Annotated in this window: 16 protein-coding genes; 12 read left to right on the top strand and 4 right to left on the bottom strand. The window is 67.1% G+C overall.

Features of this window, described 5'->3' with window-relative positions:
• Nucleotides 1-37: 37 nt before the first annotated feature.
• A complete protein-coding gene (locus ASE69_RS12840; RefSeq protein ID WP_056487253.1) occupies nucleotides 38-1,102 on the bottom strand; it encodes a glycosyltransferase in 1,065 nt (354 codons plus the stop codon).
• Nucleotides 1,103-1,260: 158 nt separating this feature from the next.
• On the opposite strand from ASE69_RS12840, the gene ASE69_RS12835 reads away from it, so the two are divergent.
• Genes ASE69_RS12835 through ASE69_RS12825 form a run of 3 tightly spaced genes read left to right on the top strand, consistent with a single transcriptional unit; the run spans nucleotide 1,261 to nucleotide 3,886 of the window.
• Nucleotides 1,261-2,193, top strand: coding sequence for a hypothetical protein (locus tag ASE69_RS12835; RefSeq protein ID WP_056487250.1), 933 nt, complete (start codon nucleotides 1,261-1,263; stop codon nucleotides 2,191-2,193).
• Nucleotides 2,190-2,705, top strand: coding sequence for a DUF2141 domain-containing protein (locus ASE69_RS12830; RefSeq protein WP_056487247.1), 516 nt, complete (start codon nucleotides 2,190-2,192; stop codon nucleotides 2,703-2,705). Before ASE69_RS12835 ends, ASE69_RS12830 begins: the two co-directional genes overlap by 4 nt.
• On the top strand, nucleotides 2,702-3,886 hold the full coding sequence (locus tag ASE69_RS12825; RefSeq protein WP_056487244.1) for a glycosyltransferase: 1,185 nt from the start codon (nucleotides 2,702-2,704) through the stop codon (nucleotides 3,884-3,886). The genes ASE69_RS12830 and ASE69_RS12825 overlap by 4 nt, the downstream gene beginning before the upstream one ends.
• On the opposite strand, the gene ASE69_RS12820 is transcribed toward ASE69_RS12825, so the two are convergent.
• Both ASE69_RS12820 and ubiG read right to left on the bottom strand, forming a co-directional pair.
• The gene (locus ASE69_RS12820; RefSeq protein ID WP_056488248.1) at nucleotides 3,828-5,261 is read right to left on the bottom strand and encodes a hypothetical protein; all 1,434 of its coding nucleotides are present in this window, start codon (nucleotides 5,259-5,261) and stop codon (nucleotides 3,828-3,830) included. The genes ASE69_RS12825 and ASE69_RS12820 overlap by 59 nt on opposite strands.
• 224 nt (nucleotides 5,262-5,485) lie before the next feature.
• Nucleotides 5,486-6,226 carry a bifunctional 2-polyprenyl-6-hydroxyphenol methylase/3-demethylubiquinol 3-O-methyltransferase UbiG gene (ubiG, locus tag ASE69_RS12815; RefSeq protein WP_082453112.1) on the bottom strand — a complete coding sequence of 247 codons (741 nt, stop codon included), beginning with the start codon at nucleotides 6,224-6,226 and terminating at the stop codon, nucleotides 5,486-5,488.
• Nucleotides 6,227-6,278: 52 nt separating this feature from the next.
• Between ubiG and ASE69_RS12810 the strand changes: the two genes are divergently transcribed.
• From ASE69_RS12810 to ASE69_RS12800, 3 genes are all read left to right on the top strand, one after another.
• Nucleotides 6,279-7,532, top strand: a complete 1,254-nt coding sequence (locus tag ASE69_RS12810) for an aspartate kinase (protein ID WP_056054666.1) — start codon at nucleotides 6,279-6,281, stop codon at nucleotides 7,530-7,532.
• Nucleotides 7,533-7,587: 55 nt separating this feature from the next.
• Nucleotides 7,588-8,607 carry an NAD(P)H-dependent flavin oxidoreductase gene (locus ASE69_RS12805; protein WP_056487242.1) on the top strand — a complete coding sequence of 340 codons (1,020 nt, stop codon included), beginning with the start codon at nucleotides 7,588-7,590 and terminating at the stop codon, nucleotides 8,605-8,607.
• A gap of 451 nt (nucleotides 8,608-9,058) precedes the next feature.
• Nucleotides 9,059-9,817, top strand: coding sequence for a hypothetical protein (locus ASE69_RS12800; RefSeq protein WP_056487240.1), 759 nt, complete (start codon nucleotides 9,059-9,061; stop codon nucleotides 9,815-9,817).
• A 5-nt stretch (nucleotides 9,818-9,822) separates the two neighbouring features.
• On the opposite strand, the gene ASE69_RS12795 is transcribed toward ASE69_RS12800, so the two are convergent.
• Nucleotides 9,823-10,227 carry a VOC family protein gene (locus tag ASE69_RS12795; protein WP_056487238.1) on the bottom strand — a complete coding sequence of 135 codons (405 nt, stop codon included), beginning with the start codon at nucleotides 10,225-10,227 and terminating at the stop codon, nucleotides 9,823-9,825.
• Nucleotides 10,228-10,344: 117 nt separating this feature from the next.
• On the opposite strand from ASE69_RS12795, the gene ASE69_RS12790 reads away from it, so the two are divergent.
• The 6 genes from ASE69_RS12790 to pal all read left to right on the top strand — a co-directional run bounded on the left by ASE69_RS12790 (nucleotide 10,345) and on the right by pal (nucleotide 15,295).
• Nucleotides 10,345-10,803 carry a YbgC/FadM family acyl-CoA thioesterase gene (locus ASE69_RS12790; protein ID WP_056487236.1) on the top strand — a complete coding sequence of 153 codons (459 nt, stop codon included), beginning with the start codon at nucleotides 10,345-10,347 and terminating at the stop codon, nucleotides 10,801-10,803.
• The gene (gene tolQ / locus ASE69_RS12785; protein WP_056053223.1) at nucleotides 10,800-11,492 is read left to right on the top strand and encodes a protein TolQ; all 693 of its coding nucleotides are present in this window, start codon (nucleotides 10,800-10,802) and stop codon (nucleotides 11,490-11,492) included. The genes ASE69_RS12790 and tolQ overlap by 4 nt, the downstream gene beginning before the upstream one ends.
• A gap of 127 nt (nucleotides 11,493-11,619) precedes the next feature.
• Nucleotides 11,620-12,057, top strand: a complete 438-nt coding sequence (tolR, locus tag ASE69_RS12780; RefSeq protein ID WP_056053220.1) for a protein TolR — start codon at nucleotides 11,620-11,622, stop codon at nucleotides 12,055-12,057.
• A 10-nt stretch (nucleotides 12,058-12,067) separates the two neighbouring features.
• The gene (locus ASE69_RS12775) at nucleotides 12,068-13,123 is read left to right on the top strand and encodes a hypothetical protein (protein WP_056487234.1); all 1,056 of its coding nucleotides are present in this window, start codon (nucleotides 12,068-12,070) and stop codon (nucleotides 13,121-13,123) included.
• 116 nt (nucleotides 13,124-13,239) lie between these two features.
• On the top strand, nucleotides 13,240-14,715 hold the full coding sequence (gene tolB, locus ASE69_RS12770) for a Tol-Pal system beta propeller repeat protein TolB (RefSeq protein WP_082453111.1): 1,476 nt from the start codon (nucleotides 13,240-13,242) through the stop codon (nucleotides 14,713-14,715).
• Nucleotides 14,716-14,767: 52 nt separating this feature from the next.
• Nucleotides 14,768-15,295, top strand: coding sequence for a peptidoglycan-associated lipoprotein Pal (gene pal / locus ASE69_RS12765; RefSeq protein WP_056487232.1), 528 nt, complete (start codon nucleotides 14,768-14,770; stop codon nucleotides 15,293-15,295).
• The last annotated feature ends 69 nt before the right edge of the window (nucleotides 15,296-15,364 follow it).

Genomic DNA, 15,364 nt, shown 5'->3' with positions numbered 1-15,364 from the left:
CCGGGGACGTCAATGGGGCGGGTAATCGAGTGGGGAGTTACCGCCTCACCAGTTGGTCGAAGAGTGCGAGGTAGCGGTTGGCTGAGTCCGCACCCGGTTGGGGGACTGGTTCGGGTCGCTGCCGAGTTGGCTCTAGCCACGCATCCAGCGCTCCAACCAATGCAGCAGCGTCGTCCCTAGCAATCATCGTCCCACTCTTTGGCCGATCGATAATCTCCGCGACCGCCGCGCTCGAGTCGGTCGATATCACCGGCGTTCCGACCGACACTGCCTCTCGCAAAACTCCCGGTACGCCTTCGTAATCCGACGTCAGCACCAGTACCGCGGCGCGGGTCATGACCGGGAGCGGATCGCTGCTGTGGCCGAGCAGGAAAACGCGCTTCCCCAAGCTGAGCGCGTGGATTTGCGCCTCGATCGCCCCCCGCTCGCTCCCCTCGCCGAGAATGACGAGCGGTATCGTCTGGTCCGCCAGCAGCGGCAGTGCGGCGATCAGACGGTCCCAGCGTTTCTGCGGTTCGAGTCGACCCACGCCGAGAATGAAGCGCGGTGGCAGGTCGGGCAGCGCACTGGGGATCGGCACCGCTGGTGGGTTCGGGATGACGCTGGTCCGCCCGATCATCCGGGTCGCCAACGCCGCCTCGTCCGCCGTCGCCGGCGTCATCGCGACGAGGTGATCGAGGAACCCGCCGTGCCGCGCGAGCCAGACCTGGTGCGCGGCGTGCATCACGCGGCCGTGATCGGCGCGCGCGGGGGCGTTGGACATCTTGGCGACGATCGGCGGGCACGTCCTGCCGAGCCGCAGCCTCGTCCATGCCGCGATGCCGGTATAGAAATTACCGGGGCAAAATATGATGTCCGGCCCGAGACGTCGCACGACATTCGGCAACGCGAGCAGCCGCGACGGCGCGACGACCTCTAACCCGTCCGGCAGTTCCGCCGCCAGCGGCCCGGAAATATCCTCGATCGCCAGCGTCACGCGCCGGCCCGCCGCGAGCCAGCCGCGTGCGAGGCGCAGTTGCGCGCGCTCGACCCCGCCGCCGCGCAGATCCTCGGCATAGGTCAGAATGTGCTGGGCGATCGGTGGCTTGCTCACGAGTGACATATGGGGGTCATCATACTGCGCGATGGGTAGAGCGGAGATCGCGACCGAATGATACCGACTTTGCGTGCATGCACGGCGGCGGGTGGCTATCAGGCCGCGCGACGGAGGCGGGCAAGGGCGGCGGAACGGCTTGAGGACAATGGTTTGAGGACCGGCGAGTGAACTTCCGTACCAAAACTGCCGATCGCGACGGCTATGCGGATATCGCGCGCGCCGGGCTCGAGCCGCTGAAGGCGCTCGGCAGCCGCTGGCCCGCGATCATCGGTGCGGTGCTGACGCTGGCGATGATCGTCGGCTTGGGACGCGAGTTGCTCGGCCACGGTCTTTCAGGACTGTCGCGCTCGGTGCCGCAGGACCCGCGCTTCTATCTGTGCTTCGGCCTGCTCTACATGTCGCCGCCAACCGGGGATTACGTCATCTTCCGCCGGCTCTGGGGCATTCCGCTCGGTGGCCTCGTTGCGCTGATCAAGAAGCGGATCGCGAACGAAGTGGTGTTCGGATACTCCGGCGACGCGTATTTCTATGCCTGGGCGCGGGCCAAGGCGCGGATGGTGGCGTCGCCGTTCGGTGCGGTGAAGGACGTGTCGATCCTGTCGGCGATCGCGGGCAATGCGGTGACGCTGCTGCTGGTGGCGATCGCGTTGCCGCTTGGCCGGCATCTGCTGACGCACGACCAGTTCCGCACCGTGCTCGCGTCGGCGGGCGTGACGCTGGCGATCTCGCTGCCGTTCCTGATCTTCTCGCGCCGGGTATTCTCGTTGCCGCGCGCGAAGCTTTGGTGGGTGTTCGGGATCCACTGCATCCGGTTGCTGTGCGGATCGGTGCTGATCGCATTCGCGTGGCATTTCGCGTTGCCGGGCGTGCCCGTGGGGATGTGGCTGTTCCTTGCCGCCGGGCGCCTGTTGGTATCGCGCCTGCCACTGGTGCCGAACAAGGACCTGCTGTTCGCCAACGCCGCGATCCTGTTGATCGGGCAGGACCAGGCGCTGTCGGAGTTGATCGCGTTTACCGCCGCGCTGACGCTGCTGGTGCATGTCGCGCTGATCCTCCTGTTCGGCATTCACGCCGGGCTCACCCGGTTGCGCGCGTGATCCGCGCCTGTGTCGCGCTGGTCGCGATTGCTGCGTTTGCAGGGCCGGCCGGGGCGCAGGTGCTCGGTAGCGATGCAGCGGCGTGTCGACCGGGCGAGGGGCCGGCGATCGCGGTGGAGGTCACCGGGTTGAAGGATCGTACGGGCGAGTTGAAGCTCGAACTCTATCCTGATGACGAGGCGGGCTTTCTCAAGGATGACCACGTGCTGATCGCGGCGGGAAAGACGTTTCGGCGGGTGGTGGTGCCGACGCCGCCGAACGGGGCGCCGATGCTGTGCATCCGGGGGCCGCGGCCGGGCCGCTATGCGCTGTTGCTGACGCATAATCGCGACGGAAAGAACAAGTTCAGCTTCTGGACAGATGGCGCCGGGTTCGCGAGCAACGCGAGGCTCGGGCGGTCGCGGCCCAAGGTCGAGCAGGCGCTGGTCGAGGTCGGCGCGGGCGTGACGACGGTGCGGATCACCGTACAGTATCTGCGCGGGCTTGGTGGGTTCGGGCCCGTGACGCCATGAGAGTGGTCGACGTCAACGAGTTCTACTCGCCGACCGGCGGCGGCGTGCGGACCTATGTCGACCGGAAGATGGGCATCATGGCGGACATGGGTCATGAACTCATCGTCGTCGCGCCGGGCAAGGAAGACCGCGTCGAGGAGCGGCTGGGCGGCGGGCGGATCCTCTATCTCAAATCGCCGGGGATGCCGTTCGATCGCAACTACGGGTTGTTCTGGGACGAGGGCGCGATCCACCGCGTGCTCGACGATCTCGATCCGGACGTGGTCGAATGCTGCTCGCCGTGGCGCCCGGCGTGGTTCGTCGGCGACTGGCAGGGGCGCGCGGTGAAGTCCTTCTTCATGCACAACGACAATATCGCGGCGTATGCGCAGCGTTGGTTCGCGGGCGTCGCGAGCCATGACCAGATCGAGCGCGGGTTCGCCTGGTACAGCCGGTACATGCGGCGCTTCCTCGAGAAATACGATGTCGTCGTCACCAACGGCCCGGCGCTGGAGAAAAGGTTGCGCGCGCGCGGGCTACGGATCGATGCGGCGATGCCGCTGGGGATCGAGCGCGGGCATTTCTCGCCGGACCTGCGCGATACCCGGTTGCGCGCGGCGTTGCTGCGGCAGTGCGGGTTGCCCGAGGACGGCATGCTGCTGCTCGGGCTCGGGCGGCACCACGGCGAGAAGCGCTGGCCGCTGGTGGTCGATGCGGTGGCCCGGGCGGGGGCGACTTTGCCGGTCGGGCTGGTCCTGATCGGTGCGGGTGCGCAGACGAAGGCGATCCAGCGCCGGATTGGCGGCTCGCCGCATATTCGGATGTTCGCGCCGGTGTATGACCGCGAGCGACTCGCGCGGATCATGGCGAGTTGCGATGCGCTGATCCACGGGTCGGAGGCGGAGCCGTTCGGGCTGGTCGCGTCGGAGGCGATGGCGTCGGGCCTGCCGCTGATCGTGCCGGATACGGGTGGGTGCGCGGAGGTCGCCGACCGCCACGCGAGCGAGCTTTACGCGGCGCGCGACGCGGAGAGTGCGGCGGCGGCGATCGGGCGGTTGTTCGCGCGCGATCCGGCGTTGTTGCGGCGGGCGGCGGCGGTGGCGGCGCGGCATGTGCGCAGCGACCGCGAGCATGCGGTGGAGCTCATGGACTATTATGCGGGGCTGGTCGCGGCGAAGCACGGCGTGCGACGTACAGGGTGAAGCGGGTCCCGGGGACGGGGACTGGGCGATAGCCGTGGCTTCGGGCGTAGGCAGCCAGGACTGCATCAATCTGATCATCACCGCTACTCCAGGCGCCTTCACCGTCGGTGAGGATGGCGGACGGATAGTCGAGGAGATGCGTCCGGGCCTGCGATACGAGGTGGAGGGCGTACTCCTGACGCGCGTCGAGCAACGCGGTGCTGCGGAAATAGAAGGGGCCGGTGGCGAAGCGCGGGTCGATCGCTCGGCCGGGGAGGAATTGCGGGGAGAGCGTCGCAACCGGGCCGGCGACGTGTTCGCGGTCCAGGATCTCGCGTACCACGGCGGCGTCTCGCATCGCATCGAGCATCGGGATGCCGCCGCTCGCGACGGCCTCGACGGTTGGGGCGAGTCCGGCGCAGGCGAAGACGACCGCAGCGATCCGCATGGCCTTGCCGGGCGGGTGCGCGTGCCAGACTAGCGCGAGACGCACGAATAGCGCCGGCAGCATTGGCAGCAGATATTGCCGCCACGTCGGCACCGGTGCGAGCGCGGCGATCAGGCCGGCGAGGATCAGCAGGTCGAGGATAAGGTGCCAGCGATGGCGTCTGCCCGCGGTGGCGACGATCGCGAGCAGGGCTGAGCCCAGTGCCAGGAACTTGAGCGTGTCGATGATCTTGGCCGCGTTCGACAGCTTCCAGGGGCGGGACTGGTACCATTCGGTTGGTGCCTGGCCGGGAAAGGTGAGCACGCCGAACAGGAAGCCTTCCGGCGATGCGGCGAACAGCGCCAGGGTGAAGAGCGCGAACGGCATTGCGCCTAGCAATGTCCACCACGGGCGTCGGTTGCGGCTGAACAGCGTCCAGACGCCGTAGGTGAGTGCGGGGAGGGCATAGGAGATTTTTGCTGTCGCGGCGGCGGCGAGCAACGCACCGATCAGGATCGCGTCGCGGCGGCTTGCCTGGTCGCGGGCGGTGCGGACGATCGCGGGGAGGGCCAGCGCGAGGCAGGCCGCGGGGAGCGCGTCGTTGCGGGCTGTGCCGATGCTGAAGAGGAGGATGTCGCAGGTGGCGAACAGCGCGGTTGCGATGGTGGCGGCGCGCGTGCTGGCGCCGCCGATGCGGGCGGCGCGGTGGACCGCGGCGATGGTGGCTGCGCCGAGGAGGGCGTTGGCTATGCGGAGGGTTGGCCATGTCCAGGCGCCTGCGATCAAAGCGATCGGGGCGAAGAGATAGGGTTGGAGCGGGGTCTGGAGGTAAGCGAAGTCTTTGTAGGGGAGCAGGCCGTGCGCGGTGAGGAGGGCGGCGGCGACGTACTGGCTCTCGTCGTGGTCGACGGGGCGGAGGAGCGTGAGGGCGATGAGGAGTATCGCCAGCGCCGCAAACGCCAAAAGCATGTTCACCCGCGAAGGCGGGTGCCCAGTCTGGGCACCCGCCTTCGCGGGTGAACAATTTTGGGGAGTGGTGTGGTCCATCACTCAGCCCCACCCCGCTTGCTACCACCCCGGCGGAGGCCGGGGCCCAATTGGGGGACGGTTATGACTGAGGGCGGCGGTTCGTTACCACGGCCTTCCCAATTGGGCCCCGGCCTTCGCCGGGGTGGTGTAGCTGCGCGCACGAGTCAGGCTTTTACCGCGGTCAGGAAGTAATCGAGGCTTGTCGAATCGCTCAGCGCAAACCCGGTTGCGGGCGAGAAGCTCAACCCCCGCGTGTCCGTCACCCGCAGCCCCGCGTCCTTCAGCAACGCGGTCAGTTCCTCGGGCGTCAGGAACTTGTTCCAGTCATGCGTACCCTTTGGAATGACGCCAGCGCCCTCCGCCACGGTGATCATCGCCAACCGCGACAACGGCGTCCGGTTGGGCGTCGAAAGAATCAGCAATCCGCCCTCCGCCAACGTCCGCGCGAGACCGCGCACGAAGCCGGCAGGGTCGCTGACATGCTCGATTACCTCGAGGCTGGTGACCAGATCGAACTGCCCGACCAGCCCCTCGACTCCCCCCGCGCGGTAGTCGATCGCAAGACTACTCTGCGCCGCATGGATCTCCGCCACCGCGATATTCTCCGGCGCCGCGTCGATCCCCGTAACCTCTGCGCCGAGCCGCGCCAACGGCTCACACAGCAACCCCGCGCCGCAACCGACGTCGAGCGCGGTCTTTCCCGCCAGCGGCGTGAAGGTCGAGCCGTCGCCGCCCCAATGCGCATCCACCTGTTCGCGGATATAGCGCAGCCGCGGCGGGTTGAGCTTGTGGAGCGGGGCGGACGAGCCCTTCGGATCCCACCAGTCCTTTGCCATGGTGCCGAAATGCGCGGCCTCGCGCGGATCGATTGTTGCGTTCGTTACGGTGTCGCTTGCCAGTATCATGCGCGCTACCTATCAGGGCCGCCGCTTCGACCCAAAGGGATTTGCGCTGCCAATGGCCCGTATCGTGATGAAATTCGGCGGGACGTCGATGGCTGGGATCGAGCGTATCCGCAACGTCGCCGCGCGCGTGAAGCGTGAAGTCGACGCCGGCAACCAGGTCGCCGTCGTCGTTTCCGCGATGGCCGGCGAGACCGATCGGCTGGTCGGCTTCTGCCGCGAGGCGTCGTCGCTGTACGATGCGAAGGAATATGACGTCGTCGTCTCGGCGGGCGAGCAGATCACGAGCGGTCTGCTCGCGATCGCTTTGCAGGCGGCCGGCTGCAAGGCGCGGTCCTGGCTTGGTTGGCAGTTGCCGATCAACACGTCGGACGCGCATGGATCGGCCCGCATCGGCGAGATCGACACGGCCGCGCTCGACGCCAGCCTCGCGGACGGCGTCGTCGCCGTGATCCCCGGTTTCCAGGGCGTCGCGGACGGCCAGCGCGTGACGACGCTCGGTCGCGGCGGCTCGGATACGTCGGCAGTGGCGATGGCGGCGGCGATGAAGGCCGACCGCTGCGACATCTATACCGACGTCGACGGCGTCTACACGACCGACCCCAGGATCGTGCCCCGCGCGCGGAAGCTGAGCAAGGTCACGTATGAAGAGATGCTGGAACTCGCCAGCGTCGGTGCCAAGGTGTTGCAGACGCGGTCTGTCGGCCTGGCGATGAAAGAGAATGTGCGTGTGCGCGTATTGTCCTCGTTCGAGGATGGCGACACCAATGATGGTCACCGCGGCACGTTGATCGTGGGCGAAGAGGAAATCGACGATATGGAACGCCAGCTCATCACCGGCATCGCGCACGACAAGAACGAGGCGAAGATTACCCTGACGCAGGTCAGCGATCGGCCGGGCTCGGTCGCGGCGATCTTCGCGCCGCTCGCGGATGCGGGGATCAACGTCGACATGATCGTGCAGAACGTCGCTCATTCGACCGGATCCACGGACGTGACCTTCACGGTGCCGGCGGCGGATCTGGCGCGCTCGCTTGACGTGCTCGACAAGGCGAAGGATGCGATCGGCTATGCGACGATCGTCCATGACACGCGCGTCGCCAAGGTGTCCGTCGTTGGCGTCGGCATGCGCAGCCATGCGGGCGTCGCCTCGACGATGTTCACGACGCTCGGCGAGCGCGGCATCAACATTCAGGCGATCGCGACGTCGGAGATCAAGGTCAGCGTGCTGATCGAAGAGGATTATACCGAGCTGGCCGTGCGCGTGCTGCATACGGCGTATGGGCTCGATGCCGAGGATGCGGCTTGAGCTTGATAGATAACGACATGATCCCGGCAGGCGCCGGGACGACGGGGATGGATGCATGACGATCGGTACTGAGCGGCTGCAACGCCGGATGGCGCGCGGCGCCGCGTTCCTCGGGTCGGAGGTCGCCATTCTCGGCGGCGCGATGTCCTGGGTGAGCGAGCGTCACCTCGTGTCGGCGATCTCCAACGCGGGCGGGTTCGGCGTGATCGCGTGCGGCGCGATGACGCCCGCGCTGCTCGATACCGAGATCGCCGCGACCAGGGCTCTCACGACCAAGCCGTTCGGCGTGAACCTTATCACGATGCACCCCGACCTGTTCGAGCTGATCGCGGTCTGCGCCAAGCATAAGGTCGGCCACGTCGTGCTTGCCGGTGGCCTGCCGCCCAAGGGCAGCATCGAGGCGATCAAGGAGACAGGCGCAAAGCTGATCGCGTTCTCGCCGGCGCTGGCGCTGGCGAAGAAGCTGATCCGCAGCGGCGTCGATGCGCTGGTGATCGAGGGGATGGAGGCCGGCGGCCATATCGGCCCGGTTTCGACCAGCGTGCTCGCGCAGGAGATGCTGCCCGAGATCGCCGAGCAGGTGCCGGTGTTCGTCGCGGGCGGGATCGGTCGCGGCGAGGCGATCGCCGGGTATCTCGACATGGGTGCGGCGGGCGTCCAGCTCGGCACGCTGTTCGTGTGCGCGACCGAATCGATCGCGCATGCCAATTTCAAGAAGGCGTTCATCCGGGCGTCGGCGCGCGATGCGATCGCCAGCGTGCAGATCGATGCGCGGCTTCCGGTGATCCCGGTCCGCGCGCTGAAGAACGCGTCGAGCGAGCTGTTCACGGCGAAGCAGCGCGAGGTTGCCGGGCATCTCGACGGTGGCCGCGTGGAAATGGCCGAGGCGCAGTTGCAGATCGAGCATTACTGGGCGGGTGCGCTGCGTCGCGCGGTGATCGACGGCGATGTAGAGCATGGCTCGGTGATGGCGGGCCAGTCGGTCGGCATGGTCAAGCGCGAGGAACCGGTCGCGGACATCATCGGCGGATTGATGACGCAGGCGGCGGCTGCGCTCGAGGCGCGTGCGGTTTAGCGCTCGATCCTCCCCCGCAAGGGGGAGGTGGCAGGCTCTTGCCTGACGGTGGGGGAGGGTGGCGAAACGTCTGTTCCGTGTCCTCCCCCTCCGTCACCTGCGGCGCCACCTCCCCCTGGCGGGGGAGGATTGAGAGGGCGGCGTCTTCTGCTCAGGTGGTGATGCACGGGCGTCTTCCTAGTACCACCCCGGCGGAGGCCGGGGCCCAATTGGGGGACGTCGTTCACTAAGGTCGCGCTCCGTTACCTCGACCTTTCCAATTGGGCCCCGGCCTCCGCCGGGGTGGTGGAGTGGGGGGTGAGGTTGAAGCCACATCACGTCCCAGCCGCAGGCAGCCAGAACCCCCAACCTCATCCCCTCTCCATTCGCCGCAAAGCGCGTACGGCTTACGTCTCGTTAACCTAACCCATGCATAGAGTGTCCCGTCGGGGGACGTCATGAGGTGGTTGCGATGAGTCGTCGGTTTGCTTTGCTGTCCGTTACCGCGCTGGGCCTGCTGGCCGGCTGCGCACAGAAACCACGGACCGTGGCTGCCGTCGCGCCGCCCGTCATCATGGTGCCGGTGCCTGCCCCGGTGATGCCGAAGGGCGCGTCGCCCACGATCGTCATCCCGGTCGCGCTGGCCGACGGCACCTATCCCACACCGAATCGCAACCTGACGACGTCCGCCAAGGTCTGGCATCTCCGCGCCGCGCTGAACGTCGCCGCACTGGCATGTCGCGGGCCGCAGGAAGTCGTTATCGTCGCGGGCTACAACGCGCTGCTTTCGGCGCAGAAGCCGGTGCTCGCCAAGGCCGAGGCGACCTACGCCAGCGAGTACAAGTCGGGCGGCGGCGACTGGCAGGATCGCTACGACGATTCGATGACGCGGCTGTACAACTTCTTCTCGCAATCGCCCGCACGCGATGACTTCTGCGCCGCGGCGCAGACGGTTCTCGCGCAGAGCGCCGGGCTGACGGCCGAGGCATTGCCTGCTTTCGCTGCACAGAATCTCCCCGTGCTAGAGCGGCCGTTCACCGATTTCTACCGTGCGGTCGACGCGTGGCGCGGTCGCACCGTGCGTCCGGTCCAGCCGCAGCTGATCGTCTCGCGCCAATATGCGTCGAACATGCCTGCGCAGACGGTCACGCAGGCGCGGCTCCAGCCGATCTCGCAGCCGGTTCCGCCCGCTCAGCCGCGCCTGAAGCTGGATCCCAGCGTCTTCCAATAAGCTGATCAGGCCTTGATGGGCGATCCGACCGACCAGCTATGGCCGAACGGATCGCGCACCTGGCCGTAGCGATCACCCCAGAACTGGTCGGCGATGGGCATCGTCACGACCGCTCCCGCCGTCACCGCACGATCTACCCAGGCGTCGGTGTCGTCGACCCTGAGATGCAAGGTTATGCCGGCGGGTTCGGGCTCGGCATGACCACGCCATTCGGGAAACTCGTCGGACAGCATCAGCCAGGCGTCGTTGATTCGCAAGCTGGCCTGCATCAGCCGAACGCCGTCGTCTGCGAAGTTCGTCTCGACGAGGGTCGCGGCAAACGCAGCCTCGTAGAACGCGAGCGCCTCGCGTCCTCGCTGGTCGCGGATGACGAGGAACGGTGTGATTCCGCCGGTGGGACGATCGGCCATGCGAGTCTCCTGCGTTGAACCCTGCCAGCGTACGCCGCTCGCCAGCCCCCGGCCAGTGCCGACATGGTGAAGGCAAAGCTTGGCTTACCTGCAAAGACTGGGTTAACAGCCGCCGGAATGGCTGAGGTTTCAGATCGTCCGGCGGAAGGCCGCTTCGAAGGGCGCGAGCACCGGTTTCCGGTGCGCGTCTATTTCGAGGACACCGATCTGTCGGGTGCGGTCTATCACGCCAATTATCTGCGCTACATGGAACGCGCGCGGTCGGACATGCTGAGGGTCGGCGGGATCGACCAGCGCGCGACGTTCGAGGCGGGCGAGGGCTCCTACGCAATCGCCAGCGTCGCCATCCGCTACGCCGCGCCGGCGAAGCTCGACGACGCCTTGCTGGTCGTCTCGCGGATACGCCGTGTCCGCTCGGCCGGGGTCACCATTCATCAAAGGGTCATGCGCGACGGGCTTGTCTTGGCCGAGGCGGACGTGGTGGCGGCATTGGTCGCTCCCAATGGCCGCCCACGCCGCCAGCCGCGCGCCTGGATCGATATCTACGAACGCCTTGTCTGGCAGGGGGAAGCATGAATCCGGTGTTGACTATGGATAGCGCGACGCTGTCGCCAATCCACTTGTTCCTTCAGGCCGACTGGGTGGTGAAGGGCGTGATGATCGGGCTGCTGCTCGCCAGCATCTGGACCTGGGCGCTGATCGTCGCGTTCTGGCGCCGTATCGGCAAGACGCGCAAGGGCATGACGCGGTTCGAGCGCGATTTCTGGAAGGCCGAGGATATCGACGTCTTCTACAAGGCGGAGGGCGAGAACGACCTACCGTCGGCGCGCGTGTTCGCGGCCGGCGTGACCGAGTGGCGGCGCTCGACCGCGGGCGGCACGATCGACAAGAGCGGCACGCGCGAGCGGCTGGCGACGACGATGGGCGCAGCAGTCGCGGGCGAGATCGATAAGCTGTCGGACCGGCTGAACGTGCTGGCGACGGTAGGATCGGTCGCGCCGTTCGTCGGGCTGTTCGGGACGGTCTGGGGCATCATGCGGAGCTTCACGAGCATTGCGGCAGCGCAGAACACGTCGCTCGCGGTGGTGGCGCCGGGAATCGCGGAGGCACTGTTCGCAACCGCGATCGGGTTGTTTGCGGCGATCCCCGCGGTGATCGCGTACAACCGGTTCTCGCACGGCATCAACCGGATCGAGGCGAGCCTCAACCGCTTCGCCGACGGTTTCCACACGACCTTGAGCCGCCAGCTGGACGGGTCGCGATGATGGTCCTTCTTATTCCCCCTTCCGCTTGCGGGAGGGGTCAGGGGAGGGGCTTCTACCTTCTCCTCCGACAGCAGCATTCGCGGCGCTGCCCTCCCCCGACCCCTCCCGCGAGCGGGAGGGGAGTAGAGTGGCGATGAATCTCCCTTCTTCCCGTGGCCGCGGCCGCCGCGCGCCGATGGCGGATATCAACGTCACGCCGCTGGTCGACGTGATGCTGGTGCTGCTGATCATCTTCATGGTGACCGCGCCGCTGATGACCGCGGGCGTACCGGTGAACCTCCCCGACGCGCGCGCGAAAGCGCTCGACCAGGAGCAGAAGCCGGTCGAGATCTCGATGGACGGGACAGGCGCACTGTTCATCGACAAGGATCAGGTGACCGACGATGCGCTGCCGGTTCGGTTGGCCGCGATCGCCGCCAGCCGAGCGGTCGGCGACGAACCGCAGGTGCTGCTGCGCGCGGACCGGAAGCTCGATTATGGCCGCGTGATGCGCGTGATGGGCGAACTCAACCGCGCCGGGCTGAACCGCGTCGCGCTGGTGACCGTCGAGGGTAACCAGAACTGATGGCTGGCTGATGGACCGTTCGGAGAAGATCGGCCTTGGCGTCGCGGTCGTCGGGCACGTCCTGCTGTTCGGCGCGCTGTCGCTCGGCTTTCTCGGTGCGCCCGAACTGCCGAAGAAGATCGAGCAGCAGCCGATCGACGTGAGCCTCGTGCCCGACGTCGCGCTGGAAGCGACCGCGCCGCAATCGGTGGAGACGCCGGCCGAGTCGGTCGCGCCGGACGAAGGTGCGCCCGAGGATGCCGCGCCGCCTGCTCCGGAAGAGGCCGAGCCCGAGCCGAAGCCCGATCCCGTGCCGCCTGCGCCGCAGCCCAAGCCCGCACCACCGAAACCTGCGCCCAAACCGCAGCCGGCACCCGAGCCGAAGCCTCAGCCCAAACCCAAGCCCGCGCCGCCAAAACCCGTCGCCAAGCCCGCGCCGGTCCCTAAGCCCGTCGTGAAGCCACAACCCAAGCCCGAGAAGGCGCCACCCGCCAAGGCCGCGCCCGCGAAGGCCGCACCGACCAAGGCTGCGGCCAAACCTAGCGCCGCGCCGGCCAAGACCTCGTCCACGTCGGGCAAGACGTCCTCCGCGTCGTCGGCCAAGCCTGCGAAACCGTCCTCGACCAAGGGCAGCGGCTCGACCGCCGAGGCGAAGGTGTCGCGGCCTCGCGGGTCGCGGCTCGGCGACAATTTCCTCAAGGGGCTGTCGGCCGATCCGTCGCCGAGCAAGTCGGAAGCGCCCAAGGCCGCCAAGCTTGGCGCACAGGCGGCGGCGAATATCGGCTCGGCGATCTTGCGGCAGGTGCAGCCTTGCGCCAACCGCCAGGTCACGCCGGGGCCGGGCGCCGAGCGGATCCGCGTGACGATCAACCTGAAGCTCAACCGCGACGGGACGCTGAAGTCGCGGCCGACGATCAGCGGTCATGCCGGCGTCGACGACGACAACCGGCGCTATGTCGACCGCGTCGACGATCTGGCGATCGCGACCTTCGTCGGATGTTCGCCGCTACGCGGTTTGCCCGACGACCTGTATGACGTGCAGAACGGCTGGAGCAATTTCAGCCTGCGCTACAAACTTCCCGGCTGAGGATGTCCGTTATGACTCGATCGATCCTGGGGTTTTTCCCTTCACCGTTCTCCCTCGCCCAGCCTGACCGCCACCCCGGCGGAGGCCGAGGCCCAGTTGGGAAGGTCGATGTAACGATGCGCAGCGTTTCTTCTGCGACGTCCCCCAACTGGGCCCCGGCCTTCGCCGGGGTGGTGTTGGGTGGGCGTACGGCTCGATCGATTCTGGCTTCGGTTGGCCTGCTCGCGTTCGTCTTCGGCAGTGCAGCGTATGGACAGGACGCACCCGCTCCAGCACCACAACAAGCCCCCGCCGACCCTGCAGCTCCAGCCCCCGCAGGCGATCAATCCGGCGGACTCGTGGTCGACGTCACCGGCGGTATCTCCGCGCCGATGCCGATCGCGATCCCCGTCATGCCGACGTCCGCCGTCGTCTCCACCCCGGCAGGCTCCACCGACGTGCTCGGTCGCCAGCTCGCCGACATCGTCACCAACGATCTGCGCAACTCGGGGCTGTTCACGCCGCTGTCGCCGGGTCAGCTCCGCCCCATCACCTTTCCCGAAGTCACCGCGCCCGGGTTCGATTACTGGGGCAGTACCGGCGCGCAGGCGCTGGTGCAGGGCTTCATCCGCGCCAACGGCGACGGCAACCTGACCGTCGGCTGCTACCTGTACGACGTATCGTCGAAGGCCGAACTGACCCGAACCGGGTTCGTCGTACCGCCATCGGACTGGCGTCGCGCAGGGCACAAGTGCGCCGACATGGTCTATACCCGACTGACCGGCGAGGGTGCCTATTTCGACAGCCGCGTCGTCTACGTGTCGGAGACCGGACCCAAGGGGCGCCGCATCAAGCGGCTTGCGATCATGGATCAGGACGGCGCCAATCACCGCTTCCTGACCAACGGCCAGTCGATCGTGCTGACGCCGCGGTTCGCGCCGAACCAGCAGTCGATCGTCTATATGAGCTATCTCAACAATCGCCCGGCGATCTATGTCTACGACATCGGCTCGGGTAAGCAGCGGCTGGTGGTCGCGAACGCGAACCTGACGTTTGCGCCGCGCTTCTCGCCGGACGGGCGCAACATCCTGTTCTCGATGGCGCAGGGCGGGAACACCGACGTGTACCGCGTGTCGGCGCAGGGTGGCACGCCGCAGCGGCTGACTAACTCGCCGGGGATCGATACCGGCGGGTCATATTCGCCCGACGGCTCGAAGATCGTGTTCGAGAGCGATAGGTCGGGCGGCCAGCAGATCTATGTGATGAACGCCGACGGATCGAACCAGCAGCGGATCAGCTTCGGCGGCGGGCGTTATGCGACGCCGGTGTGGAGCCCGCGTGGCGACCTGATCGCGTTCACCAAGCTCGGCGGCGGCTTCCGGATCGGCATCATGAGCCCGAGCGGCGGCGGCGAGAAATTGCTGACCAACGACTGGCAGGACGAGGGTCCGAGCTGGTCGCCGAACGGTCGCGTGATCAACTTCTATCGCTCGGGACGCGGCAGCGGCGGCAAGGCGGAACTCTGGTCGGTCGACTTGACCGGCGTGAACGAGCGGAAAATCCCGACGCCGCTCGACGGCTCGGATCCGGCATGGGGCCCCTTGCGGCCCTAAACCTGCTATGGGGGCATAACGGGGAAACGTGATTTTCTACGGGAGACTATCTATGTCGAAGCTTTCCAACATCTTGCTTGCGTGTACCGCGCTGATCGCCGTCGCCGGCTGTGCGAAGAAGCGTCCCGAGGTGCTGCCGCCCGCACCGGTCGACAACAATGCTGCGGTCGATCCCAATGCGGGGATGAACAACGGCAATGTCGGCGGGGCGATCGTGCCGGGGTCGGATGCCGACTTCCAGCGCTCGGTGAGCTCGAACACGGTGAACTTCGGGCTCGACATGTACGACATCGATCCGACCGCGCGCGCGATCCTAGATAGCCAGGCGCAGTGGCTGGCCAAGTTCCCGAACCAGCGCATCACGATCGAAGGCCATGCCGACGAGCGTGGCACGCGTGAGTACAACCTCGCGCTGGGCGATCGGCGTGCGAACGCGACCAAGAACTATCTGGCGGCCAAGGGCGTGTCGTCGTCGCGCATGACGACGATCAGCTACGGCAAGGAGCGCCCGGTGGCGATGGGCTCGGACGACCAGAGCTGGGCGGCGAACCGTCGCGCGGTAACGGTGGTGCTGAACTAAGTTTGTCGCGGCAGTCCCTCTCCCCTCAGGGGAGAGGGAGGGAGGAGCCGTTTGGCGACGGAAGGGTGA

The organism is Sphingomonas sp. Leaf208 (assembly GCF_001421415.1).
Taxonomy (GTDB): domain Bacteria; phylum Pseudomonadota; class Alphaproteobacteria; order Sphingomonadales; family Sphingomonadaceae; genus Sphingomonas.
This window is presented reverse-complemented; position numbering and strand designations above follow the sequence as displayed.